The 25,604-nt window shown below is 70.1% G+C and carries 21 protein-coding genes and 1 tRNA gene; 7 read left to right on the top strand and 15 right to left on the bottom strand.

The features are described 5' to 3' along the window. Positions 1–43: 43 nt before the first annotated feature. Complete coding sequence (locus QSK31_RS21995; RefSeq protein WP_285686143.1) at positions 44–481, bottom strand: VOC family protein; 438 nt, start codon at positions 479–481, stop codon at positions 44–46. A gap of 98 nt (positions 482–579) precedes the next feature. On the opposite strand from QSK31_RS21995, the gene QSK31_RS21990 reads away from it, so the two are divergent. Beyond that, positions 580–2,316, top strand: a complete 1,737-nt coding sequence (locus QSK31_RS21990) for a DNA-directed RNA polymerase subunit beta family protein (RefSeq protein ID WP_285686142.1) — start codon at positions 580–582, stop codon at positions 2,314–2,316. A 4-nt stretch (positions 2,317–2,320) separates the two neighbouring features. On the opposite strand, the gene QSK31_RS21985 is transcribed toward QSK31_RS21990, so the two are convergent. Both QSK31_RS21985 and QSK31_RS21980 read right to left on the bottom strand, forming a co-directional pair. Further along, positions 2,321–2,680, bottom strand: coding sequence for a hypothetical protein (locus QSK31_RS21985; RefSeq protein WP_285686141.1), 360 nt, complete (start codon positions 2,678–2,680; stop codon positions 2,321–2,323). After that, positions 2,673–3,341: a UDP-N-acetylglucosamine 2-epimerase gene (locus QSK31_RS21980; RefSeq protein ID WP_285686140.1), complete on the bottom strand. Its 669-nt coding sequence runs from the start codon at positions 3,339–3,341 to the stop codon at positions 2,673–2,675. The genes QSK31_RS21985 and QSK31_RS21980 overlap by 8 nt, the downstream gene beginning before the upstream one ends. 313 nt (positions 3,342–3,654) lie before the next feature. Here QSK31_RS21980 and QSK31_RS21975 point away from each other — a divergent pair, with 313 nt between their 5' ends. From QSK31_RS21975 to QSK31_RS21965, 3 genes are read left to right on the top strand one after another with little or no spacing between them, the layout of a single operon-like run. Beyond that, positions 3,655–4,239, top strand: a complete 585-nt coding sequence (locus QSK31_RS21975; RefSeq protein ID WP_285686139.1) for an OB-fold-containig protein — start codon at positions 3,655–3,657, stop codon at positions 4,237–4,239. Between the two features lie 20 nt (positions 4,240–4,259). Beyond that, positions 4,260–6,158 (top strand): flotillin family protein, encoded by a 1,899-nt coding sequence (locus QSK31_RS21970; protein ID WP_285686138.1) that lies wholly within the window; start codon positions 4,260–4,262, stop codon positions 6,156–6,158. Then, entirely contained in the window at positions 6,155–11,005 is a 4,851-nt protein-coding gene (locus tag QSK31_RS21965; protein WP_285686137.1) for a DNA repair ATPase, read from the top strand. Before QSK31_RS21970 ends, QSK31_RS21965 begins: the two co-directional genes overlap by 4 nt. 52 nt (positions 11,006–11,057) lie before the next feature. On the opposite strand, the gene QSK31_RS21960 is transcribed toward QSK31_RS21965, so the two are convergent. The 8 genes from QSK31_RS21960 to QSK31_RS21925 form a co-directional block, all read right to left on the bottom strand. Continuing rightward, positions 11,058–11,762, bottom strand: a complete 705-nt coding sequence (locus QSK31_RS21960) for a hypothetical protein (protein WP_285686136.1) — start codon at positions 11,760–11,762, stop codon at positions 11,058–11,060. 94 nt (positions 11,763–11,856) lie between these two features. Next, positions 11,857–12,504: a GTP-binding protein gene (locus tag QSK31_RS21955; protein WP_285686135.1), complete on the bottom strand. Its 648-nt coding sequence runs from the start codon at positions 12,502–12,504 to the stop codon at positions 11,857–11,859. Then, positions 12,482–12,916: a DUF742 domain-containing protein gene (locus QSK31_RS21950; protein ID WP_285686134.1), complete on the bottom strand. Its 435-nt coding sequence runs from the start codon at positions 12,914–12,916 to the stop codon at positions 12,482–12,484. The genes QSK31_RS21955 and QSK31_RS21950 overlap by 23 nt, the downstream gene beginning before the upstream one ends. Then, positions 12,913–13,383 carry a roadblock/LC7 domain-containing protein gene (locus QSK31_RS21945; protein WP_285686133.1) on the bottom strand — a complete coding sequence of 157 codons (471 nt, stop codon included), beginning with the start codon at positions 13,381–13,383 and terminating at the stop codon, positions 12,913–12,915. Before QSK31_RS21945 ends, QSK31_RS21950 begins: the two co-directional genes overlap by 4 nt. Next, positions 13,380–16,325, bottom strand: coding sequence for a sensor histidine kinase (locus tag QSK31_RS21940; RefSeq protein WP_285686132.1), 2,946 nt, complete (start codon positions 16,323–16,325; stop codon positions 13,380–13,382). Before QSK31_RS21940 ends, QSK31_RS21945 begins: the two co-directional genes overlap by 4 nt. Next, the gene (locus QSK31_RS21935; RefSeq protein WP_285686131.1) at positions 16,312–17,466 is read right to left on the bottom strand and encodes a hypothetical protein; all 1,155 of its coding nucleotides are present in this window, start codon (positions 17,464–17,466) and stop codon (positions 16,312–16,314) included. The genes QSK31_RS21940 and QSK31_RS21935 overlap by 14 nt, the downstream gene beginning before the upstream one ends. 320 nt (positions 17,467–17,786) lie before the next feature. Continuing rightward, positions 17,787–19,457, bottom strand: coding sequence for a DUF885 domain-containing protein (locus QSK31_RS21930; RefSeq protein WP_285686130.1), 1,671 nt, complete (start codon positions 19,455–19,457; stop codon positions 17,787–17,789). 10 nt (positions 19,458–19,467) lie between these two features. Then, on the bottom strand, positions 19,468–20,544 hold the full coding sequence (locus QSK31_RS21925; RefSeq protein WP_285686129.1) for a PHP domain-containing protein: 1,077 nt from the start codon (positions 20,542–20,544) through the stop codon (positions 19,468–19,470). A 274-nt stretch (positions 20,545–20,818) separates the two neighbouring features. On the opposite strand from QSK31_RS21925, the gene QSK31_RS21920 reads away from it, so the two are divergent. Beyond that, positions 20,819–21,532: an S-methyl-5-thioribose-1-phosphate isomerase gene (locus QSK31_RS21920; protein WP_285686128.1), complete on the top strand. Its 714-nt coding sequence runs from the start codon at positions 20,819–20,821 to the stop codon at positions 21,530–21,532. A gap of 9 nt (positions 21,533–21,541) precedes the next feature. Further along, on the top strand, positions 21,542–22,576 hold the full coding sequence (locus tag QSK31_RS21915; RefSeq protein ID WP_285686127.1) for an Ig-like domain-containing protein: 1,035 nt from the start codon (positions 21,542–21,544) through the stop codon (positions 22,574–22,576). A gap of 149 nt (positions 22,577–22,725) precedes the next feature. Here the strand turns inward: QSK31_RS21915 and QSK31_RS21910 are convergent. Then, positions 22,726–22,815: transfer RNA gene (locus QSK31_RS21910), tRNA-Ser, on the bottom strand. 153 nt (positions 22,816–22,968) lie between these two features. On the opposite strand from QSK31_RS21910, the gene deoD reads away from it, so the two are divergent. Continuing rightward, complete coding sequence (gene deoD / locus QSK31_RS21905) at positions 22,969–23,682, top strand: purine-nucleoside phosphorylase (RefSeq protein WP_285686126.1); 714 nt, start codon at positions 22,969–22,971, stop codon at positions 23,680–23,682. Between the two features lie 88 nt (positions 23,683–23,770). On the opposite strand, the gene QSK31_RS21900 is transcribed toward deoD, so the two are convergent. From QSK31_RS21900 to QSK31_RS21890, 3 genes are all read right to left on the bottom strand, one after another. Further along, positions 23,771–24,301: a nucleoside deaminase gene (locus QSK31_RS21900; RefSeq protein ID WP_285686177.1), complete on the bottom strand. Its 531-nt coding sequence runs from the start codon at positions 24,299–24,301 to the stop codon at positions 23,771–23,773. A 26-nt stretch (positions 24,302–24,327) separates the two neighbouring features. Then, a complete protein-coding gene (locus QSK31_RS21895) occupies positions 24,328–24,864 on the bottom strand; it encodes a tRNA adenosine deaminase-associated protein (RefSeq protein WP_285686125.1) in 537 nt (178 codons plus the stop codon). Positions 24,865–25,269: 405 nt separating this feature from the next. Further along, positions 25,270–25,596, bottom strand: a complete 327-nt coding sequence (locus tag QSK31_RS21890; protein WP_285686176.1) for a hypothetical protein — start codon at positions 25,594–25,596, stop codon at positions 25,270–25,272. Between the last annotated feature and the right edge of the window lie 8 nt (positions 25,597–25,604).

Below are 25,604 nucleotides of genomic sequence, written 5' to 3'. Positions count from 1 at the left end.
ATAGCCGCCGGTCGATGGGCCGTGGGGGTGCGCGTCCGCGGCCTCAGCTGAGGCAGAACTCGTTGCCCTCGGGGTCGGTCATCACGAACCAGGAGAACGGGCCCTGACTGTGGCTCGCCTGGTAGGTCGCGCCGCGGGCCACGAGCTTGTCGCGCTCGGCCTCACGCTGCTCGTCGCCCACCCAGACATCGAGGTGCACGCGGTTTTTCACGGACTTGGCCTCCGGCACCGCCTGGAACAGGACCCGCTGCGGCTTGCCGCCCGGCAGTGGCTCGGGATGCCGGATGCCGGCCCCGATCGCCCACACCAGCACGCCGTTGTGGGTCTTGGTGTCCTCATCCTTGGCCAGGCCCTTGCCGATGAGATCGCGGATCATGGCCTCGTCGGAGGGCTCCGCCTGCCAGCCGAGCGTCTCGGCCCACCAGTCGGCCAGGGTGTGCGGGTCGGCGGCGTCGACGACCACCTGAAAGTTGTAAGCCATGCGGTGAAACTAGCCGGAGGGTACGACAAGAACCGCCTCAAGATCCGGGAAAGCCTGCCGATGAGCGGGTCGAACACCATCGCGATCCTGGAGGCCGCATGTTCGGCAAGCCGTGGCGGAAGCGCCGGCACCGTGACGACACCGGTTCGATGCCGGTCGCCCTGCTGGTGACGCTGCTCAGCGTCACCCTGAGCGCCGGCCTGTCGGGCGTGGTCGTCAACCAGATCAAGGACAGCAAGCGCCTGGAACTGCGGACCTCCGCGGTGGCCGCCGCACAGGCCGGTCTGGACGCCGGCCTCGCGCAGATCCGCAGCGCCATCAAGACGGATCTGGGCACGGGCCTCACGGTGGGCGATCTGACCAAGCTGAAGTGCGACAAGAGCATCCCGGGTCTGCTGCCGGCCAACGGCAAGGGCGATCAGACCTACACCACGACGATCGGCTATTTCGTGGCCGATCCCTCAGATGCGATCGAGACGCTGAAGCCGGTCGGTGACCTCACCAACCTCACGTCGCTCGTCGACAATCTCACGTCGCTGCTCGGCCTGGTGAACAAGACCACGACGCTGGCGACCGGCGGCGTGCTCCCGGTCACCAAGCCGCTGACCGACGTGCTGAGCAGCGTGATCGGTTGCGATGGCGATCGTCCTGATGCCGTACCGCTCTTCGGCCTGTTGCGCTCGGTAGGCAAAGTCGGGGGTGTTACACGCACCGTCTATGCGACCTACAAGTTCCGGACCGACGACGACACCATCCCCGGCGGCAAGATCGTCGTCTACAACGGCTCGGGCACCAAGCTGTGCCTCGGCTCGCTGGAGAACCCACCGCAGCTCGGCAAGAACCTGACGGCGGTCGACTGCAACAGCGACCCGAAGCAGGTCACCCTCATCTATCCGAAGAGTATGACCCTGGCGCTCTCCAAGACCCGCACCTCTGCCTCTTCCGGCTCGGCGGCCTATCCCTACGGCCTGTGCATCCAGGCTCCGACACCGCTCGTCGCCGGCGGTGCGGTGACGCTCCAGCGGTGCGACCCGGATACCACCGTCGCTCTGGCCACGCTGAGCCAGCAATGGTCGTACAACGTGAACCAGCAGACCTACTACGCGGCCACGATGTCCGGCCCGACCAAGGTGGCGAGCACCTACTGCCTGACCATGCTCAGCCCAGGCGTGATCAACACGCCGGTCGTGGTGCGCAGCGGCAGCAGCTACTGCGGCGCGGCCAACACGGTCGGCAAGTCCTTCGTCCCGGAGAACTCGGTGGGTGCCGGCGCTGCGAGCCTGACGTCCGGGCAGTACGTGAACCGGGACGAGTTCGGCCGCTGCCTTGACCTCACCAACGAGAACCCGAGCGAGAGCAGCCAGGATCCGCACCCGGCCGGTCTGATCTCGTACCCCTGCAAGCAGACGCTGAGCGGTGACGTCTACTGGAACCACAAGTGGACCGGGCCGCTGACGCAGAGCCTGATCAAGCAGAACGTCACGATGGCCGTGGGCCTCATCTACACCACGCAGCCGACCTCGCCCGCGAAGAACTGGTGCCTGAAGAGCCCGGGTACCGAGCTCGGCTTCGTCTGGGTGGCTGCCTGCAGCGCCAGCGCCGCCAACCAGCAGTGGACCGTCTACGGAGCCTCGCCGAACATCAACAACGCGTACCAGGTGGTGGACAAGTCGACCGGGTTCTGCCTGGAGGCCGGCGGCGACCGCGGCTCCTACTACAAGTACAGCGGCTGGAGTTACATCATCGTGGCCAAGTGCAACGGCACCGCGGAGCAGAAGTGGAACGCGCCGACCGACTGGGACCTCAACCCGCTGAAGTCGATCCAGGAGAAGTGACGCCTCAGTTGAGGTAGAGCCCGGGGAAGTAGCGGTCGATCGCGACCACGTCGTAGACCTGCCGGATCTGCGTGATCCGGCCGGCCTCGACGGTCAGGAACTCGGCCACCCGGGCCGTGCCGAACGGCGCCGTCAGGTCGTAGACCAGGGCGGCGCCGTCGGTGCGTCCGGCGCGGGACACCACGGTCACCGCGTCGGCGAAGACGGCGATCCGGTGCAGCGTCTGCACCAGTTCCTCGTCGTCGACCGGGGCGTCCAGGTTCCACTCGACGTCGACATCGGGCGCCAGCACCTGGCGTACGCCGTCGCGGTCGTCCCGGATCCAGGACTCGGTGTAGAAATCGATCACATCCACGTCAGCCACCGAATCGCACCGTCGCCGTCGGAACCGTCACCGGCATCGGGGCCGGTGGGGGCGCGAGCCCGGTCATCGAGGCGACCGCCTGCGCGGCCCGCCGCGGCGCCAGCGTGTCGTCGCCGCTGATCATCAGGTCCTTGGCCGGCACGCCCTCGTCCAGCAGGTTCATCGCGTCGATGGGCCGGGCGATGAGGTGGACGCGGGCCAGCTGGGTGATCAGCCGGGCGTCCGACTCCACGTCGGCCGCGGTGTTGATGCCGGCGCCTGATCCTTCGGACGGCGCGGAGAACACGGACCCCTGCGGGGCACAATCGTCGCTGCGCATCCCGGCGCTCAGGTGGGCCACCGGGATGCCGCGCCAGGCGGCGGCCAGCGCGGCGGACAGACCCGCCGGGTCGGAACCGGCCACCAGCACGGCGGCGGGCGCACGGTTGGCCCACATCCGGTCGAAGCGGGCGATCAGCCCGAGCGCCGGCGCGGCCGGCAGGGTGAGGTCGGCGACCAGGTTCAGCTCGGTGAACGCGGCGCCGACCGCGGTGGGGTCGGCGCCGGCCGCCACCAGCACCGGTACGAGCAGTCCGGCCAGCCGGAGTGCCTGAGCCACCGGACCCAGCTCGGTGGCGGCGTCGGTGGTGCCGGCCACCACATGGATCTCGGGGAGCGCCATAGCGGTAACCGTCTCCTCAACCTCGTGTCACAGACCGTCAAAAACCTAGTTAGCTACTCTCGGTGAAACAAGGTCCGTCACCGGAACGACCGTGAAGACTGGCTCATCGGCCCAGGTCAGAACGCTCAGGAACGGTCAACGGGCGGGTCTGGGGCGCGAATCATCCCATCACGGAGAGTAGTTCATAGTCCGAACAGATGACGATTTGTGGTCGAGGGCGGGGCTGCGCGTGATTGACCCCTACTGTCATCATCGGAGTCACCTTCCGGCGGGCGGCCGGGCGGGATCTCAGCAGGCGGGGGCGTGTTTCTCCATGGGTGGGTTCGTCGAGGCTGCGATCAGCTTCCCCACCGTTGTCTTCACTCCTCTGCTGATCGTGGTGATCGGCTACTGGATCGTGGTCATCGTCGGTGGCGCCGACCCGGACACCGACTCCGGCAGCGGCGAAGCCGGGGACGGGCCGCTTGCGTTTGTGGGCCTCACGGGCGTACCCATGTCGATTGTTTTTTCGCTTCTGGTGTTGTTCGCGTGGTTCGGGAGCCTGGCCGGGGCGGAACTATTCGCCATTCCGCTGTGGGTGATTCTGATCGCGGCGATCGTTGCGGCGTTCATCATCACCCGCGTCCTCGTCGTCCTGTTGGCCCGCGTCTGGCCGCACGGACCGAGTGCCTCCCGGGCCGACTTCATCGGGCTCACCTGCATCATTCGCACCGGCACCGTGACCCGCACGTTCGGGCAGGCCGAGGTGCATGCGCCGGACGGATCATCGGCGATCGTCCAGGTCCGGCAGACTGGCGCCGACAAGCTCACGGCCGGCAGCCGCGCATTGCTCTACGACGTCGACACCGACGGTGAATTCTTCTGGGTCGTTCCGGCGGACATCGCGCTGCCTGAATAAAAACAGTAAAGGGCATATCCATGGATGTGATCTCCACCGGCGTCGGCATCGTGATCGCCGTCGTCGTCCTCCTCGCTATCGGTGTCGTCTTCTTTCTGAGCCGGATGTTCCGCAAGGTCGAGCAGGGCAAGGCGCTGATCGTGTCGAAGGTGCGCCGGGTGGATGTCACCTTCACCGGCGCGGTCGTGTTGCCCGTGCTGCACAAGCACGAGACGATGGACATCTCGGTGAAGACCATCGAGATCACCCGGACCGGGCGTGAGGGCCTGATCTGTAAGGACAACATCCGGGCGGACATCCGCATCACGTTCTTCGTGCGGGTCAACAAGACCACCGAGGACGTCATCAAGGTGGCCCAGGCGATCGGCACCGAGCGGGCCAGCAACGAGTCCACGCTGCAGGAGCTGTTCAGCGCGAAGTTCTCCGAGGCGCTCAAGACCGTCGGCAAGCAGCTCGACTTCGTCGACCTCTACACCCGGCGCAACGACTTCCGTGACCAGATCATCGAGGTGATCGGCACCGACCTCAACGGGTACAGCCTGGAGGACGCGGCGATCGACTTCCTCGAGCAGACGCCGCTGAGCTCGCTCGACCCGAAGAACATCCTGGACGCGCAGGGCATCCGGAAGATCACCGAGCTGACCGCGATCGAGGCGGTGAAGACCAACGACTTCCGGCGCAACGAGGAGAAGGAGATCACCCGGCAGGACGTCGACGCCAAGGAGACGATCCTGGAGCTGCAGCGCCGGCAGGCCGACGCCGAGATCAAGCAGCACCGCGAGATCGAGACCATGCGGGCCCGCGAGTCCGCCGAGATCGAGCTGGTCCAGGCGCAGGAGCGGCTCAAGGCGCACGCCGCCGCCCTGCGCACCGACCAGGAACTGGGCATCCAGCGGGAGAACCTGCAGCGCGAGGTCGCGGTCGCCGAGAAGAACCGCGAGCGGGTCATCGCGATCGAGACCGAGCGCATCGAGAAGGACCGGATGCTCGAGGTGGTCATCCGGCAGCGCGAGGTCGAGCTCTCCACGATCGCCAAGGACAAGGACCTGGAGACCGAGAAGCGCGCGATGGCCGAGGTGGTCCGGGAGCGGATCGCGGTGGACAAGACGGTGGCCGAGCAGGAAGAGAACATCAAGCGCCTCCGGGTCGTCGAGGAGGCCGAGCGCACCCGCCAGGCGGTCATCATCGCGGCCGAGGCCGAGGCCCAGGAGCACCTGGTCAAGGACATCAAGGCGGCGGAGGCGGCGGAGACCGCGGCGGGCTTCAAGGCGCGCGAGGCGATCGTGCTGGCCGAGTCCCGGCAGCAGGCGGCCGAGCTGGACGCCCGGTCGAAGATCCGGCTGGCCGAGGGCACCCAGGCCGAGGCGGCCGCGAAGGGCCTGGCCGAGGTGCAGGTCAACGAGCGCAACGCCGAGGCGATCGAGAAGGTCGGCCGGGCCGAGGCCGTGGTGTCGCGCGAGATGGCGCTGGCGCAGGCCGAGGGCATGCGGGAGAAGCTGAAGGGTGAGGCCGAGGGTCTCACCGACAAGGCGGCCGCGATGGCCGCACTGGACGAGGCGTCCCGCGGGCACGAGGAGTTCCGTCTCAAGCTGGAGATGGAGAAGGAGATCCGGCTGGCCGGCATCTCGGTGCACAAGGAGATCGCCGAGTCGCAGGCCATGGTGGTCGCGGCCGGGCTGGAGAAGGCCAACATCGACATCATCGGCGGGGAGTCGGTGTTCTTCGACAAGCTGCTCGGCTCGATCACGATGGGCAAGAGCATCGACGGGCTCGTCAGCAACTCCACGGTGGCGCAGGGCCTCGTCGAGAACGGTGACCTCAGCAAGATGCTGGGTTCCGCGACCACGGCGGACCTGAGCAACACCGCGCTGGCGGCGTACCTGGTGAAGCAGCTGCAGACGGAGAACGGCGAGAAGTGACGCTCGACGCCGGGACGTACGAGGTACTGAGGAAGAGGCTCGGCGAGCAGTGCGCCGAGCTGGGTCGCCGGGCCGAGACGCTGAACGAGCAGCGGATCAGCACGTTCGGCGGCGCCGAGCTGCGGCTGCTCGGCACGGAGCGGATCCGCACCGAGAACAATTGCGTCCCGCGGGACGTGGCGCAGGTCGGCGGCTCGATGCTGTTCGGCTACAACGTGTTCATCGGCCTGCGGTCCGAGACCACAGTGGACGACGTGTTCGCCGTGCACGGGTTCTCCCGGGACGGCGACGCGTTCCGCTTCGAGCCGGCCGCCGCGGTGCCGGGGCTACTCACCGACGCCGGGTTCCAGCGCGACTTCGCCGAGATGTACCGGTACTACCAGCAGGCCAAGCTGTTGCAGCTGCGCCGGCTGGAAGGGTTGCTGCTGGCCGTCTTCCAGACCGGGCCGCGCATGGACGACCTGCGCGTGCTGCGCTGGCGGGTCGACACCAGCGGCAACGTGTCCTATCTGGACAACCGGGGCGAGCGCGACCACGTCTTCCCGGCGCCGCACGACTTCGAGTGGAAAGAGACCACCCGCGAGCAGCACGTCCAGGGCAAGCACCCGCACATCTCGATCGATGACGCGGTCTTCGTCGAGACGGTCGGCGGCACGCTCACCGTCAAAGTGGAGAACAACACCTCCGACGGCGAGGGCATCTACTCCGAGCCGGTGGACGAGCCGCTGCAGAGCCTGGCCGACGCCGACATCCGGTACAGCCGGATCGGCCCGCTGATCCTGCTCAAGGTGTTGCCGTACAAGGAGGACACCTGGCGTTACCTGGTCTTCAACACCCGGACCCGGGCCGTGGTCCGGCTGGACGGGATCGGCCAGGCCTGCCAGCGGCTGCCCGAGGACCAGGGGATCATCTTCCCCGGCGGCTACTACCTGGCCACCGGCGTGCACAAGACGTTCGACGCGGACGTGTCCGACCTGGAGTTCGAGCGGACCATCCGGTCGGTCAACGGCGAGGACGTGCTCTACGTCTTCCACGCCCGGGCGGCCGGCGCCTATCTGCTGCTCCCTTACAACATGATCCGCAAACAAGTCGCGACGCCGATCCCGTGCCACGGCTATTCGCTGTTCGAGGACGGGACGCTGGTCTGCTTCCGGGAGATGTCCGACGAGCCGGCCCGGGTGCACCCGATGCAGGTGTGGCGGACGCCGTTCGTCTCCGACACGTACGCCGCCCGGCAGCCGGTCGGCCCCGGCCCGCTGGAGCGCATCGGCAACGCCGAACTGGTCCGGGGCATCTCCGAATGCCTGTCGGTGGCCCGGATGTCGGACGAGATGGCACCCTCCGGCCCGGTCTTCGAGGCGATGGTGGCGGCCTGCACCCGGATCTTCGACCACTACCACTGGCTGGGCGAGGCCGAGCTCGGTGACCTGCGGACCCCGCTGTCCGAGGTGCGGGCCACCGCCACCCAGGTGCTGGACGAGTTCGAGACCGTCCAGGAACTGACCGCACAGGCCGTGGCGTCTCTGCAACAGGAAGACGACGATCTCCAGGCCCTGATCCGGCGGGTCCGGGCCGAGACGCCGACCGGCACCGACGGCTGGGTCACGCAGCTCGCCGAGCTGCGCAGGCACCAGGGCAAGCTGGTCGGCCTGCGGGAGATGCGCTTCGTCGACGTCGCCCGCCTGGACGAGCTGGGCGCTCAGGTCTCCGCCGAGGTGGACGCCACCGCCCAGCGCGCGGTCGACTTCTTCCAGCGGCCGGACGCGTTCACCGGCTACCAGCGGGTGGTGGACGACCTGGTGACCGAGGCGGGTGGCATCGCCACGGTCGCCGCCGCGGCGCCCGTGGCCGAGCGGGTCACCGAGCAGTCCGACGGGCTCCAGGTGGTCACCGAGGTGATCGGCGGGCTGGACATCGCCGACGCGACCGTCCGGGTGGCCATCCTGGAACGCGTCGGCGAGGTGCTCGGCGGCCTCAACCGGGCCCGGGCCACGCTGGACGCGCGCCGCCGGGAACTGTCCGCCGTGGAGGGCCGGGCCGAGTTCGCGGCCGAGTTCGCGCTGTTCGGGCAGGCGGTCAGCGGCGCGCTGGCGGTCGCCGACACCCCGGAGAAGTGCGACGAGCAACTGGCCCGCCTGATGCTGCAGATCGAGGCGCTGGAAACCCGGTTCGGCGAGTTCGGCGGGTTTCTCGACCAGCTCGGGACCAAACGCACCGAGGTGTACGAGGCGATCGCCGGCCGCCGCCAGTCCCTGCTCGACGATCGGGCGCGGCGGGCCGACCGGCTGGTCGACTCGGCCCGGCGGATCCTGGACGGCGTGCACCGGCGGGTCGCCGCGCTGGACAGCGTCGAGGACGTCAACACGTACTTCGCCAGTGACCCGATGGTGGCCAAGCTGCGGTCGCTGGCGGGCGAACTGCGTACCCTCGGCGACTCGGTCCGCGCCGAGGAACTGGACGGCCGGACCAAGGCCGCGCGGCAGGAGGCCGGCCGGGCCCTGCGCGACCGGCTGGACCTCTACACCGACGGCGGCAGCACGATCCGGCTGGGCAAGCACGCCTTCGCCGTGAACACCCAGGCGATCGACCTGACCATGGTGCCTTTCAGCTCTGCCTTCACTCCTGACAAGGGCGGCGGCGGGGCTGAGGACGGCGGACATCTGGCCTTCGCGGTCACCGGCACCGACTACCGCGAGGTGGTCCGGGACGAGGCGTTCGAGCGGACCCGGCCGTTCTGGGACCAGTCGCTGATCTCCGAGACCAGGTCGATGTACCGGGCGGCGCACCTGGCCGCCGCGGTGTTCGCGGAGGACCCGGCGGCTGCCGCGGCGGCTCTGCCCGACGGCTCGCTGCGCGATCTGGTGCGGCGGGCTGCCGAGGCGCGCTACGACGAGGGGTACGAGCGCGGCGTGCACGACGCCGACGCGGCGCTGATCCTGGGCGCCCTGGTCCGGCTGTCCGCCGGCGCCGGGCTGCTCCGCTACCGGCCGTCGGTGCGTGCGGCGGCCCAGCTGTTCTGGGCCTTCGAGACCACCGAGGAGCAGCGCCACGCATTCACCACCCGGGCGACGTCGCTGGTGCGGGCCCGCACCGTCTTCGGACCGACGCGGGAACTGGCCGATCTGCAGGCCGAGCTGGGCGAGTACCTGGTCGAGGAGCTGGCGTCGGAGCCGGCCGGTTTCGTCAGCGGGGCCGGCGCCCGCACGCTGGTCGATCGCTTCCACCGTGCTCTGGGCGCCGCCGAGCGGCAGTATGCCGACGACCTGCGAGCGCTGGACGGCGATCTCGCGGCGAAGAAGCAGCTCGTCGAGGCCTGGCTGTCCGGATTTATCGCGTCCAATCCCGAGAAGGCGGAGAAGGCGGACCTGCCCGAGGCGGTGGCGATCGAGCTCACCGTCCTCACCCGTTACGACTCCTCGGCGGCGACCACCGAGACGGTGACCGGCCTGCTCGGGGTACATCCGACGATCAACGGCGGTTCTTTCACCGTACGCCTGGAGGACCTGCTCGCCGACGCGCGCGAATTTCGCGAGCACCGGATGCCCGCCTACCGCGACTACCAGAAGCAACGGGCCGCCCTCGCCACGCGGGAACGCGCCCGGCTCCGGCTCGACGAGTTCAAGCCACGGGTGATGACCACGTTCGTCCGCAACCGGTTGCTCGACGAGGTCTACCTGCCGCTGATCGGCGACAACCTGGCCCGGCAGCTCGGCGCGGCCGGCGACGCGAAGCGTACGGATCAATCGGGTCTCCTGCTCCTGATCTCCCCGCCCGGCTACGGCAAGACCACCCTGATGGAATACGTCGCGGACCGGCTCGGCCTGGTCTTCGTCAAGGTCAACGGGCCGGCGCTGGGCCACGGGGTTACCTCGCTCGACCCGGCCGAGGCGCCCAACGCCACCGCCCGGCAGGAGGTCGAGAAGATCTCCTTCGCGCTGGAGATGGGCAACAACGTCCTGCTCTACCTGGACGACATCCAGCACACCTCGCCGGAGCTGCTGCAGAAGTTCATCTCGCTCTGTGACGCGCAGCGGCGGATGGAAGGCGTCTGGGACGGGCAGACCCGGACGTACGACCTGCGGGGCAAGCGCTTCGCGGTGTGCATGGCGGGCAACCCGTACACCGAGACCGGGCAACGCTTCCGGGTGCCGGACATGCTCGCCAACCGGGCCGACGTGTGGAACCTGGGCGACGTGCTGGCCGGCCGCGAGGACCTGTTCGAGCTGTCGTACCTGGAGAACTCGCTCACCGCGAACCCGGTGCTGGCGCCGCTCTCCGCCCGCGACCGGGACGACGTGCCCCTGCTGGTCCGGCTCGCCGAGGCGGACTCGGCGGTGCGTCCCGACCAGCTGTCCCACCCGTACTCGGCCGTCGAGCTGGACCAGATCCTGTCGGTGCTGCGCAAGATGCGCCGGGTGCAGCGGATCGTGCTGCGCAACAACCAGGCGTACATCGCGTCGGCCGGGCAGGCGGACTCGTCCCGTACCGAACCGCCGTTCCGCCTCCAGGGCTCCTACCGCAACATGACCAAGCTGGCCGAGCGGATCGTCCCGGTGATGAACGACGACGAGCTGGAGACGCTGGTCGACGATCACTACCTGGGCGAGGCGCAGACGTTGACCACCGGCGCCGAGGCCAACCTGCTCAAGCTGGCCGAGCTGCGTGGCCGGTTGACGCCCGAGCAGGCCGCGCGGTGGGCCGACGTCAAGAAGGCCTACCTCCGCGAGCTCGCTCTCGGCGGCGCGGACGACGACCCGATGACCCGGGCCGTGGGCGCGGTCGGGCTGCTCGCCGACCGGGTCGGCGGGGTCGAGACCGCGATCGGCAAACTGCGCCCGGACGCCTGAGTCCTGTCTCCTGGACCCCTCCGCAGCCCTGGGTGATCCACGAGACAGGACTTCAGGCGCGGTCCTGGCGCAGCAGCGTCGGGTCGTCGCGGAGCAGAGCCGCCAGGCGCTTGGCGGCCTGCTCGGTCTCCTCGCTGTCGACGCTGCGCAGCGGGATCGGCTCGGGCAGCGGCGTCAGGCCGCCGTTGTCCGGCTCGGGCTGCGGCGCCGGGCGCGGCGCCTCGTACTGCGGTGGCACCGGCGGCGGCGGCTGTGCCGCGAACGGGCTGCGGAACTGTGCCGCGTGCAGCGTCTCGGTGCGGTCCTCGTCGAAAGGTGGCGCTGAGGCCGGGGCGGTGGCGGGCTGCGGGTAACCGGGCGTGTCGTAGCCGGTGCCCGGGTCGTAGCGGTCGCGGTCGTCGAAGCTGACCGGCGCGGCCGGCGCCTCCGGCATCGGGTGGGCGACCATGTGTTCCTCGGGGTCCAGGTCGAAGTCGGCGTGCCGATGCGAGGCCGCCTCCGACCGGGCCGATACGGACGAGTCCGCGTTCACCCGCACCATGCCGTCCTCGACGTAGAAGTGCAGCAGCGTCGGGTCGACGACGCCCTCGACGCCGACCGTCACCTCGAGTTTCGGGTTGCGCCCGACCACCGAGGCGATCGCCTCGACCAACTCCTGCACGGCGAGTGGGGTGGCTTCCGCCTCCCCGTTCGCCCGCCGACGCAGCTCGTCACGACGCGCGAGCTTGTCCAGCGCATCGTCCAGTCCGCCTCGCACGACTCCGCCCCTCCGTCCGGGATGCTGCCCCGTACAACTCTGCCCGTTCGAAGGCCGGTTTGGAAACCATGAACCTGGGCCAGCACGTGCACACTCAGTGTGAATTCAACTTGATCGACTTGTGCAGTGCCTGGTCGAGGACCACTAGGAGAGCATCTCGCACCGATCCGCGGAACCGTGCGTCGAAGGAGAGAACGGGCACGTCTTCCCGCACTGCGAGAGCCCAGCGCACCTCGTCGAGGTTGTAGCCGAGCTGACCGTCGAAGGTGTTCACGCCCACCACGAACGGTAGCCCGGCCCGCTCGAAGTAGTCCACCGCCGGGTAGCAGTCGTCGATCCGGTTGGTGTCGACCACCACCAGGGCGCCCAGCGCGCCCCGGATCAGGTCGTCCCACATGAAGGCGAACCGCGACTGGCCGGGCGTGCCGAACAGGTAGAGCTTCAGCGTCTTGTCGATCGTCACGCAGCCGAAATCCATGGCGATCGTGGTGGTCGTCTTGGACGTCGCCGGCCCCGGATCGTCCACGCCGATCGACTCCATGGTCATTTCGGCCTCGGTGGTCAGCGGAGAGATCTCCGAGATCGCGCCGACCGTGGTGGTCTTGCCGACCCCGAAGCCGCCCGCCACGATGATCTTGACGGGAACGGGAGGCGTAGTCCTCCGCTGCTCGTCGGGCACCCTGGCGGTGCCGACAACGCGCTGGTCAGGCGTGAGCTGTCTAGGAAATGGCTCGTAGTCCACGGATCACTCGCATGATGGTCTCGGGGTCGGGGAAATCGTCGCCCAGCACATGCACCTCGAGGTGGCCGTCCGCCCGCAGATCCCCGACGAGGATGCGGGTGACGCCGAGGTGCAGGTGCAGCCGGGCGGAGATCTCCGCCACCGACAACGGCTCGACACACAGGGTCACGATGGCGCGCTTCTCCGGTGGCAGCCGCGTCGGTGCGGCACCCGGATGAACGGAGACCTGGGTCTCCATGTTGATGTCCGGGTCCGGCCCGTCCACCCGCCCGGACGTGATGACGAACGGGCGCAGGGTGGAGTTGGTGTCGCCGGCCTCGCTCTGCCCGGGGGCGGGCTTCGTCCGGAGGAACGGCCGTACCCCGGGCGCAGCATCGCGCCTGGGGTGGTCACGGCCGCCCGGATAGGTCATTGCTGGACGGCGTTCTTCAATTCCGCGATGAGCCGGGGGCTGAGCGCACCACCGGCGCGGGTGGCGAAGAGGGTCATCTCGTACGCGAGCGTGCCCAGGTTTGCCGTCCGGTCCGCGATCACGCCGAGCACCGAGCCCGCACTGATCGCCGTCACCAGCAGGTAACCGTCCTGCATGTCGATGATCACCCGATTCAGGCTGCCCAGGTTGTACCAGCTCGCGGCGCCGCCGGACAGGCTGGTCAGGCCGGACACCACCGCCGCCAGGCGCTCGGCGTTGGGCCGGTCCTTGATCGCCGACATGGCCATCAGCAGACCGTCGGAGGACACGGCGATGGCCTCGATCACGCCAGCGGTGCCGGACGTGAACGAGTCCAGCAACCAGTTGAAGGTCTTCGCCTCCGCGCTTAACTGCGAGTGCGCGTAGTCGCGTCCGCTGTTGGTTTCGGTGCTGTAGGGGGAAGTCATCGCGATTGTCCCTCGTGTTGGCTCTTCGACTCATTCAAGGCGAGTGCGACTCCGTACTCGAATTGCTCGACCAGGGCGCGCGCGGCGTCCGGGTCCAGGGGCTGGCGCGGTGCGGCGGGCGTGACGCTTTGCGGCTCGGGGGCCGGCAGCGAGGCGCCCGGCGTCCGACGGGCCAGCGGCGGGTGGCCGCTTCCCTCGGCGCCGGTCAAGGGGCCGGACGAAGGGGCGGCGTAGGGGCCGGCCGGCGGGGCGGCGTAGGGCCCGGACGAAGGGGCGGCGAAAGGGCCGGCCGGCGGGGCGGCGTAGGACCCGGCTGAGGGGCCGGCTTGTGAGCCGGACATCTCGGCCTCGATCACGTCCCACTGCGCCCGGTTGACGCCGGCCTCGAACGCCTCGAACGCCTCGCGGGCGGCGAGCGCGTCGTCGGTGGACGGCGGCGCGGCGGGCATCTTGGGCCCGGTGTCGTGCGGCAGCTGGGTGCCCGGCACGCGCCGGCGCAGCCCGTTGCCGCTCCCGTTCCCGTTGCTGTTGCCGTTGCCGTTGGTGTTGCCGTTCCCGTTGCGGACCGGCTGCTCCGTGCCGTTGCGCTGCCGCGGGATGGCGACCGGCTCGAACGGCGTCGGGGAGGCCGGCGCCGGCGTCATCTCGATCGGCCCCGGCGGCAGCTCGGGCATCGCGGCCGGGTGCCGCCCGGCGACCGGGGTGCCGGCGTCGTAGCGCCGAACCTGCTCGTCCTGCCGGACCGGCTCGTCCCAGCGGACCGGCTCGACCCGCTGGACCGGCTGGACCGGCTGGACCGGCTGGACCGGCTGGACCGGCTGGACCGGCGCGCTGCGGCGGACTGGGGCGTCGTCGACGATCTCCGCGTCGACGGGCGCGGCCGACGAGGTCAGCTGTGCGTACGGCGAGAACGCGTTCCAGGACTGCGTGCTCTGCAGCGTCCGGGTCGCGCGGTCCAGGATGTTGGCGTCGAACGGCTGGGCGCTGCCCGGCACCGACCGCCGGCCGGCGCTGCCCGCCAGCAGCGAGCCGAACTCGCTGGTCGGACTGGTCACGATGGCCTGGATCGGCGCGCCCTGCGGGAACGTCTCAGCGCGGGAGATCAGGTGCGCCGGGCGCAGGTCGATCCACGCGGTGACGCCGCCGTCCGGGGTGTCGGTCAAAGTGACCTCGATGCCGTGCCGGCGGGCCAGCCGGCCGACCACGAAGAGGCCGAGCACCTCGGTGGGCGCCAGGTCGAGGCGCTCGCGGCGGGTCAGCCGGGCGTTCTCCTCGGCCAGCCGCTCGCGCTCCAGGCCGAGGCCGTGGTCGACGATCGCCAGCCGGGCGCCGCCTCGCATCTCGGCGGCGGTGACCGCGACCTGGGTGTGCGGCGGGGAGAACGCGGTGGCGTTCTCCATCAGCTCGGCGAGCAGCAGGGTCAGGTCGGCCACCACGGCCGGCACGACCACGATCTCCTCGGGCACGTCGACGTCGACCCGGGTGTAGTCCTCGATCTCACCCAGGGCGAGCCGGACCACGTCGTTGAGTGGTAGCGGGGCCATGTGCTCGTTCGCGCCGGCGCCACCGGAGAGCACCACGAGGCTGGAGGCGTTGCGGCGCAGCCGGCTGGACATGTGGTCGAGGCGGTAGAGCTCGCGCAGGCGGTCCGAGTCGGTCTCCCGGCGCTCCAGGTTGTCGATCAGCGCGAGCTGACGGCCGACCAGGTTCTGCGTACGCCGTCCGACGTGCCCGAACATCTGCGCCACGTTGCGCCGGCCGATCACCTGGCGCTCCACCAGCCGGACGGCGGTGGCCTGCACCCGGTCGAAGGCCCGGGCCAGGTCGCCGATCTCGTCCTTGGCGGCGACGTCCACCGGGTCGAGTCGGATGGGTCTGGCGACCTCGGCCTCGTCGTCGGCGACCCGCTCGAGCTCGCCCTCGGCGGCGCGGGCGATCCGGTCGGCGGACCGGGTGAGGCGCTGCAGCGGCCGGGCGACCGCACGGGCCATCACGATGCTCAGGCCGAACACCATCAGGAGCAGCAGCAGCGACGCGCCACCGACGAAGAGCGCGGTCTGCAGGGCGCTGTCCCGGTTCTCGGTGACCGCCGCGTTCACGTCGGCGGACACCCGCTTCTCCACGAAGCCACCGAGCACGTTCACCGACTGCAGCGACGGGAACAGCGCCTCGCGGTCGAGCAGCCGGACCGCGGAGGCCGGGTCGATCGCCGCCTTCTGCAGGAACTCCGCGCCGACCCGGGACGACCAGGCGTCCTGGGCGGAAAGGTAGAGCTTGTACTGCGGCGGCGTGAAGAACACCTGCGCGGTGAGGATGTCGTTCTGCAGCCGGATCAGGATCGAGTAGAAGAGCCCGACGAACTCCGGCCGGTTGGCGATCGCCGCCGTGGTCAGGTACGCCGACGCCTGGCTGATCAGGTCGTTGGTGCGCAGGGCGTAGTCGAGCGCGAGGAGCTGCCGGCCGACCGAGGTGGTCAGGTCCGCCTCGGTACGCAGCCCGAGCCCGTCGATCAGCGGCAGCACCACGGCGTTGAACTCGTTGACCACGGCGTTCGGGTCGGTCTTGCCGGTCAGCACCGCGGTCCGGGTGTTGTTCAGGCGCGCGGCGTCGGCCACCGCCTTGTTCATCCGGCTGCTCAGCGGGTTGTCGCGCCGGCTCAGCGAGGCGAGCCTGTCCTGCACCTTCGCGCTCTGTGCGACCAGCTCCGGCCCCTGGACGAGCTGGAGCAGGTAGCCGATCGAGAGCAGGCGCTCCTCCTGGAGGTCCTGCACGGTGGAGCCGACCGCGTTGGCGAGCTCGACGAGGTCCTGGATCTTCTGTGCGTCGCGGGCGGCGTCGATCCGGTTGACGACGATGGGCACGCTGAGCGCGACCACGCCGAGCAGGGGTACGAGAACCAGCAGGGCCAGCTTGCCGAGGATGCGGAACTTACCGAAGAGCACCGGAACGCTCCCGCCGATCGGGGCCTACCTCGGCGCCGTACGGCGGCGACGCCTGATCAGGCACGTGGGCAGCGAACGGGTCGCGGGCGCTGGGCAGCGAGTCCGCCAGGCTGCGGGGTTCGCGGGCGGGCCCGGTACGGTCCTTGCGCCGGCCGGTGGCGATCATCAGCACGGCGGCCAGGACGAGCAGGAACACCAGGGCACCCATCGCGATGGTTTCGATCCGCCGGCTGTCCAGCCGGTCGCTCCGGCTTTCCAGCAGGCCGCGCATCTCCCGGACCAGCACCCCGGAGAGGCCGGACAGCGAGGTCTGCAGCTGGCTCTGTGCGGTGGCCATGGCGGCCGCGTTCGGCGCGTTGCTGCCGCCGGGGCTGGCACCGCGGATGAACGACTCGACGCCGCGGCGGAACGCGTCCACCGTGGTGACCAGGCTGCCGCTGAGCGTGGTGCTGTCGGTGTCGTCGACGGCGGCCTGCAGGTTGTCGGTGAGCGACGCGACGTTGGTGTTGACCGCCAGCACCGCGGCGCCGAACTGCGGCAGCAGGGTGGCCTGGGTCTGCTGGCGGGCCTGCGAGTTGCCGGTCAGGTTGGCGAGCATCAGGGCCAGGTCGCCCATCCGGCTCACCATCACCGTGGTGTTCGGCAGGTCGGCGGCGAACGCCTGCTGGAGGTGCGACAGGTCGTTGTCCGGGTCGCGGCTGAGCGTCGAGTTGTCCGAGACGGAGGTGAACAGCGCCAGCGTCAGGTTGGTCACCTCGACGTTGGCCTGATAGATCTGCAGCGGCTGACCGGCGACGGAGCTGAGCCGGTTGATCCGGTCGCGCAGCCCGGTCCACCGCTCGCGGGTGCCGAGGTCGTCACCGATCCGCTCGTCGATCGCCGCCATCCGGGAGACCGCGGTGGTCAGCGAGGCGGGCGCCTTCGCGACGCCCTGCAGTGCCGAGGACTGCGCCTCGGTGAGCGCGCTGACCAGCGGGGCGAGTCCGCCGAGGTACTCCACACCCTGCTGTTCACGCTTGGTGTCGTCGCGCTCGTCGGCGTTCTGCTGCCACACCCGGAAGAAGAGCATGCCGGCCGGCGCGAGAATCAAGATCGTCAGAACGACCGCGAGCGCGGAACGTAGACGAGACGTTGCTGCCATTGCCTTCTTCCTCCGCCACGGGGTAGAACCGATCCGCGGCCCCGAGCTAGATCACCCTCTGTAATCGCATGAGCGCGCGGATCCGGGCCAATCTATCCCGAGAAATAATCAAGTCACCCCTTCTTGCTGGTCAGTCTTGGATCGTCTGATCGGGGGATGCGCCGCAGGCCGACCTGCGGGTAGCAGTAAGACGCGAAACAATTACGTGACCCATGCGTGATGGATATCGGTCGATTCACTGGCCCACTGTCACGGCATGACTGCGGAGAGTGGTAAAACTACGCAGAGTTGCAGGTCGGACACGGTGTCCGGCCGGCGCGTCAGATCCTGGAGAGGGCTTTACGCAGGGGATCAAGGCCGAGAACCCCGAGATCCAAAGCGTCACGATGGAACGCTTTCAGGTCGAAATCCGCACCTTTGCGGGCCTTGGCGTCGTCACGCGCCTGCAGCCAGATCCGCTCGCCGACCTTGTACGACGGCGCCTGCCCCGGCCACCCCAGGTACCGGCGCCACTCGAAGCGCAGCACGTCCTCGTCCACCCGGCAGTGCGCCCGCATGAACTCCCAGCCCAGCTCCGGCGTCCACCGCTCACCCGGGTGGAAGCCGAACGGGTTGTCCCGCGGGATCTCCAGCTCCAGGTGCATGCCGATGTCCACGATCACCCGGACCGCGCGCAGCGCCTGGCCGTCCAGCATGCCGAGGCGGTCACCAGGGTCGCCGAGGTAGCCGAGGTCGTCCATCAGGCGCTCGGCGTACAGCGCCCAGCCCTCGCCGTGACCGGAGCACCAGGCCAGCAGCCGCTGCCAGCGGTTGAGCCGGTCGGCGCGCAGCTGGGTCTGCCCGATCTGCAGGTGATGGCCGGGCACGCCCTCGTGGTAGACCGTGGACGTCTCGCGCCAGGTGGAGAACCGGGTCTGCCCGGCCGGCACCGCCCACCACATCCGGCCCGGGCGGGAGAAGTCCTCGTTGGGCGCGGTGTAGTAGATGGCGCCGTCGGAGGTCGGCGCCAGGCACGCCTCCAGGTTGCGCATCTGCGGCGCGATCTCGAAGTGGGTGCCCGACAACTCGTCCATCGCCTTGTGCGCGAGCCGCTCCATCCACTCGCGGAACGCCTCCTTGCCCGGCACCCAGCGGGCCGGGTCGGAGTCCAGCGTGGTCACGGCGTCGTCGATGCCGGCGCCGGGGCCGGCGATCTCGGCGGCGACCGTACGCATCTCGGTCTCCAGCCGGTGCAACTCCTCGAAGCCCCAGGCGTACGTCTCCTCCTGGTCGATCTTCGCGCCCAGGAAGTACTGCGAGGCCAGCGCGTAGCGCTCCGGCCCGGCCGCCTCCTTGTCCAGTCCGCGCGGCGCCATCTCGGTCCGCAGGAACTCGGCGAAGCCGGCCACCGACGCGCTCGCGCCCGCCGCGCCGAGGCGAAGGTGCTCGCCCAGCGTTCCCGTCGCGCCGACCCGGTCGGCCAGCCCGTGGAAGAAGTTGTCCCGCTCCGGGTCGGCCCACGCCTCGCACAGGTCGGCCGCGGCGACGAGCTGGGCGCGGGCGCTCACGTGCCCGGCCTCGGCCGCCTCGGTCAGCGTCCGCTGGTACTCCTGCACCGCCCGCGGGAAGGCGGCGAGCCGGGCGGCGATGTTGACCGCCGCCTCCTCGCCCTCGGTGGGCATCAGGTCGAACACCATCCGCAGACCCGCCACGCCGTGGCTGATCACGCTGACCTCGCTCGCGGTGTAACCCGCCTCGTACCGGGTCACCTCGAGGCCGAGCCGCTCCAGCATCGCGTCCTTGGCGACCTGCTCGGACTCGTCCGCCGGGTCCATGACGTCCAACTCGGCGATGGTGCGGCGGGCCAGGTCGGCCTGGGCGGCGTAGCCCTCCGGCGACAGATCGTCCAATTTGTCATCCTGGCCGGGAACCCCGATGAAGGTGGCGCCGGTCGGGTTCAGCGGTGCCCAGGCGGCGATGTACCGGTCGGCAAGGTCAGCTACGTCTCCCACCGCGCCGACACTACCGTTCGTGCGACCGTGTCCAATCCAATAACCGATCCTCAGACCAGGTGTTCACGACCCGATCCACCGGCACGCCGCACAGCGCCGCCCGTTCGCAGCCGAACCGAAGCCAGTCCAGCTGACCGGGCGCGTGCGCGTCGGTGTCGATACTGAACAGACAGCCCGCCTCGACCGCGGCGGTGAGCATCCGCTTCGGCGGGTCCAGCCGGTCCGGCCGGCAGTTGATCTCCACCGCCTTGCCGTGCTCCACGACCGCCGCGAGCACCTTGGCCAGATCGAAGTCGCTCGGCGGCCGGGTCGGCGAACGGCGGTGCGCGCGGTCGCCCTCGGCCTTCACCCCCGACGCGGCCGCGGACACCTTGCGCCCGGTCATGTGCCCGAGGATGTCCAGGTGCGGGTTCTCGATCGCCCGCAGCATCCGCCGGGTCATCCGCGGCGCCTCGTCGCGCAGCTTGCTGTGCACCGAGCCGACCACCACGTCCAGCCGGGCGAGCAGCGCGTCCTCCTGGTCCAGCGAGCCGTCGTCCAGAATGTCCACCTCGATGCCGGTGAGCATCCGGAAACCGTCGGGCAGCGCGTCGTTCAGCCGGGCCACCCGGTCGAGCTGCTGGCGCAGGCGGGCCGGAGACAGTCCGTTGGCGACCGTCAGCCGCGGCGAGTGGTCGGTCAGCACCAGGTACTCGTGGCCCAGCTCGACCGCGGCCAGGGCCATCTCCTCGATCGGCGAACCGCCGTCCGACCAGTCCGAATGCGCGTGACAGTCGCCGCGTAACGCCTCCCGCAGCTTCGCCGCGGCGCCCTGCAGGTCGGTGCCCTCGGTCGACTCCATCCGGCGCAGGTAGGCCGGGACGGTGCCGGCCAGCGACTCGGACACCGCCAGCGCGGTCACGTCGCCGACACCCTTCAGCTTCGACAGGGTTCCGGAAGCGACCCGCTCGTGGAGCTCGTCCGGGGGCAGGGCCGCCACCGTCGCGGCGGCCGAACGGAAGGCGCGCACGCGGTAGGTGGCCTCGTTGGCGCGTTCCAGCAGGAAGGCGATGCGGCGGAGGTCGGCGACCGGATCTCTGGCGGGCATGTCTGCAGAATAGGAGGCATGCGGACGATCGACTGGGTGGACGGCGCCATCGAGATCATCGATCAGACGGCACTGCCGGCCGAGGAGCGGATCCTGCGGCTGACCACGGTGCCCGATTTGATCGCGGCGATCCAGACGTTGGCCGTGCGCGGCGCGCCCGCCCTGGGGGTGGCCGGTGCGCTCGGCGTCGCCCTGGCCGCCCGGCTGCATGAGGCAGACCCACAAAAGCTTGCTCATTGCGTACGCGAGATAGAAAAGCGCACGCCCCACCGCCGTGAACCTGGCCCGCGGAGCGCGACGCACCGCCCAGCTCCTGCCCGACGGTCCGGGCGCCGCGCTCGAGGAGGCGCTGCGCGTGCGGGACGAGGAGATCGCCGCGTCCGAGGCGATGGCCACCCGCGGCGCCGACCTGATCACCGAACTGTGCGGGCGGGCGCCGCGCATGCTCACCCACTGCAACACCGGCGGCCTGTGCTCGGTGGTCGGCGGAACGGCCCTCGGCGTGGTGCTCGAGCTGCACCGGCGCGGCACCCTGCGGGATGTGCTGGCCAGCGAGACCCGGCCGCTGCTGCAGGGCGCCCGGCTGACCGCGTGGGAGCTGACCCGGGCCGGCGTGGAGTTCCGGGTGGCGGTGGACGGCGCCGGCCCGTTCCTGATGGCGCGCGGCGAGGTGGATGCGGTGGTGGTCGGCGCCGACCGGATCTGCGCCAACGGCGACACGATCAACAAGATCGGCACGTACGCGCACGCGCTCGGCGCCCAGCGGGCCGGCATCCCGTTCGTCGTGGTGGCGCCGGAGTCCACGATCGACCCGGACACCACGGACGGCGCCGCGGTCGAGATCGAGGACCGGGCCGCCGAGGAGGTGACCGCCGGATTCCCGGCCGCCAACCCGGCGTTCGACGTCACGCCGTCCGACCTGATCACCGCGATCGTCACCGACAGACGCACAATCCGACCGGGCCGCGGCGAGCGCCCGGACGCCTAGGCTTCAGACGTGATACGCGGAATCGCGGCGTTGGTCCTGATCACGGCCGGTCTCGCCGCACCGGTCAAGGCCGGCAACACACCGCCCGAGCTGCACTCGATCACGTTCTCGCGGGAGACGGTGGCCGTCTCCGGGCTGCAGACCAAGCTGCTGGTGGTCAGCGCCCGCCTGACCGACGACACCGAGGTCGTGGAGCAACCGTTCTTCGCCGGCCAGGAGTCCTTCCCGGCGGTGCGGATCAACAACCGCTGGGTGGTGCTGAGCCTGGTCAGCGGCACCAAGCAGGACGGCGTCTGGACCGGCGGCGTCGCGGTCACCTCGGACTGGGCGAGCGGCACCTACAAGCCCGACCTGATCTTCGCCCGTGACTCGTCGTGGGCCCTGCTCGAGATCGACCCGTCGACCGTCATCGACGTGCCGTCGATCGAGGTGACCAGCAGCAACAAGCCGGTGCTGACGCTGACCTTCTCGCCCCAGCCGGCCGTGGTCGGCGGCAACCTGACCCGGACCGTGCGGGTCATCGACCGGGACAGCGGCCAGCCCCTGCAAGGCGTGCCGGTCACGGTGAACTACGACAACAGCTGCGCGGAGGGTGACATCCGCTCACCGGACGGCCGCACCAACGCGTCCGGGGTGTACAACTCCACGCTCACCGGCACGAGCGCCGCCCTCGGCCACTGCGCCTGGATCACCAGTGACAACGTCCCCGAGCAACCGGCCACCATCATCGCCCCGACGTACCTCTTCCCGAACTTCCGCTGGTCGGTGACCGCCCGCCCGGCGTCCACCTCGGTGCCGGCCGGCACCAACGTCGCGGTGACCGGGACGCTGGAGCCCGACGGTTCGGGCACCGAGGTGCAGTTGCAGCGGCTCACCGGCAGCACCTGGCGAACCGTGAACCGGGGCACGACCGACGGCGAAGACCGGTTCAGCATCCTGGCCACCCCACCGGGCGTGGGGACGTACTCCTACCGTGCCCTCGCCCCGGGAAATCCCAGCCGGACGGGCGCCACCTCGCCGGTCTTCACGATCCGCGGCACCTGACGATCACCCGGTGCTCTTCGAGGCCGGGCTCTGTCACCACGCCCCACCTGCGTCGTTCTCGACTGGTAGACGTCCGCGGTGTCAACTGAGGCCAGACAGAGAGACGCCCGGTGACTCACTCGGAGTCACCGGGCGTCTGCCCTGCTTGCTGGCGGTGGTGAAGGGATTTGAACCCTTGGAGGGCTTGCACCCTCACACGCTTTCGAGGCGTGCTCCTTAGGCCGCTCGGACACACCACCGCGAAGTAGATTACCGGACCCGGGATCCGGCCCGCCGCCGGGTTGCCACCTTCGCGACTGCCGGGACTGGCGCCGACGGCGGCTGGCAGGATCGACGGCGAGAGCGGCTGGCAGGATCGATGCCGAGACCACTGATCGACGGAGGGGCGACGCATGAGCGTGCACATCGGGGCCGAGCCGGGCGAGATCGCGGAGCGGGTCCTGCTGCCCGGGGATCCGATGCGGGCCAAGTGGATCGCCGAGACGTTTCTCGACGACCCGAAGTGCTACACGCAGGTGCGGGGCATGCTCGGGTTCACCGGGACCTGGCAGGGCGTGCGGGTGTCGGTGCAGGGGTCCGGCATGGGTCTGCCGTCGGCCTCGATCTACACCCATGAGCTGATCAACGAGTACGGGGTCCGTGATGTGATCCGGATCGGGTCGTGCGGGGCGCTCGCCGAGGATCTGCACCTCGGGGACGTGGTGGCGGCGATCGGATCGGCGACGGACTCCAACATGAACCGGACCCGGTTCGACGGGCTGGTCGATTACGCGCCGGTGGCCGACTTCACGCTGCTGCGGACGGCCGTCGAGGTGGCCGAGCGGCGGGGCACCCCGATGCGGGTGGGTCCGATCCTGGCGTCGGACATGTTCTACACCGACCGGCCTGACCTGTACGACAAGCTCGCCGACTACGGCGTGCTGGCCGTCGAGATGGAGTCGGCCGGCATCTACACGATCGCGGCCCGCTACAAGGCCCGGGCGTTGACCATCCTGACCGTCAGCGACCACATCAAGCGCAACGAGGCGATGGACTCCGCCCAGCGGGAGACCGGCTTCTCCTCCATGGTCCAGATCGGCCTCGACACGGCGATCGAAGGCGTCTGAGGGAGGCCGCGCGCAAAGGAGGTCGCGCGCCCTGAGGGGCGTGGCGCGCCCTGAGGGGCGTGGCGCGCCCTGAGGGAGGCGGCGCGCCCTAAGGGAGGCGGAAGAACTCCCGCATGAGGGTCGCGCACTCGTCGGCCAGTACCCCGGAGTAGACCTCGGGCCGGTGGTTGAGCCGCCGGTCCCGCACCACGTCCCAGAGCGACCCGACGGCGCCGGTCTTCGGTTCCCACGCGCCGAAGACCAGCGTCGACACCCGGGCCAGCACCAGCGCCCCGGCGCACATCGTGCACGGCTCCAGCGTGACCACCAGCGTGCAGCCCTCGAGCCGCCGGGTGCCGAGCACCGCGGCAGCCCGGCGCAGGGCGAGGATCTCGGCGTGCGCGGTCGGGTCGCCGAGGGCCTCGCGTTCGTTGCCGGCCGCCGCCAGCTCGACGCCGTCCGGCCCGAGGACGATCGCACCGACCGGTACGTCGCCCGGGTGAGACGACGGCCCGGCGGAAGCGAGCTGGGGCGACGGCCCGGCGGAAGCGGGCTCGGACGACGGCCCGGCGGAAGCAGGGTGGGACGACGGCCCGGCGGAAGCGGCGTGGGACGTCGCCACCTCGAGCGCGCGGCGCATCCACGCGACGTGGAGCGGCCTGGCGATCACGCCTCGCGCAGCTCTTCCAACTCGTCGGCGCAGCCCAGTTTCTCGGCCACCGACGCCGTGACGTCGGACGGCATCAGGCCCTCCTGCGCGCACAAGGCCAGCAGCCTCGACGAGCTGACCCCGAGGTCGGCGAGGATCTCGGAGTCGCCGACCGGGTCGACGTCGGGATCCGCCACCGGATCGTCGTCGGCCTCCTCCTCGTCGGTGTGATCCTCGTCCGCCGAGACGGTGGACGCGACGTCGAGGTCGATGGCGGGCGCCTCGATGTCGCCCAGCAGCAGAGCCCCGAGCCGGGACTCCTCGGCGAAGGCCGAGTCGGAGCCGAAGACCCGCAGGTCCTCACCCTCGTCCAGGCGCAGGATCACCAGGTACTGGTCGTCGGCCTCGACGAACAGCACGGAGACCTCCGCCTCCGGCTCGACGTCGAGCAGCCGGTCGGCGACCTCGTCGATGTCGGCGAGGCCGGTCAGCTCGATCTCGGAAGCCGTCCAGCCGTTCTTGTCCCGGGCGACGGCGGCAGCAAAAGTCGACACGATTCCCCCACTGCGATGTCCTGGCGCGAACAAACGCTAGCCGGTACGCGGGCGCTGGCGAAGCGCCACACCCCGAAGGAGTGTCAGGAAACGACGCGGCGGCGGCGGACGGCGATCAACTCGCGCAGGCGGGCACCGCGGAGTCGCACGGGTTGCGTGTGGTCGCGCGCGGCCTTCGCGTCGGCGAGGGCAGCCAGAAGTTCGAGTCGCCGGCGGCGCCGGTCGGGGTCAAGCCGCTGTGGGGAAGGGGCGTCAAGCCGCTGTGGGGAAGAGGCGTCAAGCCGCTGTGGGGAAGTGGCCATGGGGCAGAGGCTGCCGAGCGCGGCGGAGTTCGTCAAGACCGAGTGCGCTGCGCCACCAAAGCCACACCGTACGTCTATGAAATGTGGTGTCAGACCTGGACATTCACCACAGCGGCCAGTCCAGGGTCGTCACCCATCGGTAGGTGACGAAGCCCATCGCGATCGACAGGCCGATCCCGGTGACGATGGCCACACCGGTCGCCACGCCGCGGTCGCCCAGCACGCTCAGGATCAGGGCGACCGCCCAGGCGGTGACCGCGGCAACGACCGTCCACCAGGCGTAGCCGGCCAGGTCGCGGCCGAGGAAACCGAACGCGGCGAGCCAGACCATGGCCGCGGCCATGCCGGACAGCAGCGGGGCGGTGGCGATCGGGTGCGGCTCGCGGTAGACCGGGCGGGGCGGGTGCCCGGCGAGCATGCCGGGCGGCATCGCCGGCG

Source organism: Actinoplanes sp. NBRC 103695, assembly GCF_030269485.1.
Classification (GTDB): Bacteria; Actinomycetota; Actinomycetes; order Mycobacteriales; family Micromonosporaceae; genus Actinoplanes.
The sequence above is the reverse complement of the archived record's forward strand: the minus strand, read 5'-3'. Positions and strand labels throughout refer to the sequence as shown.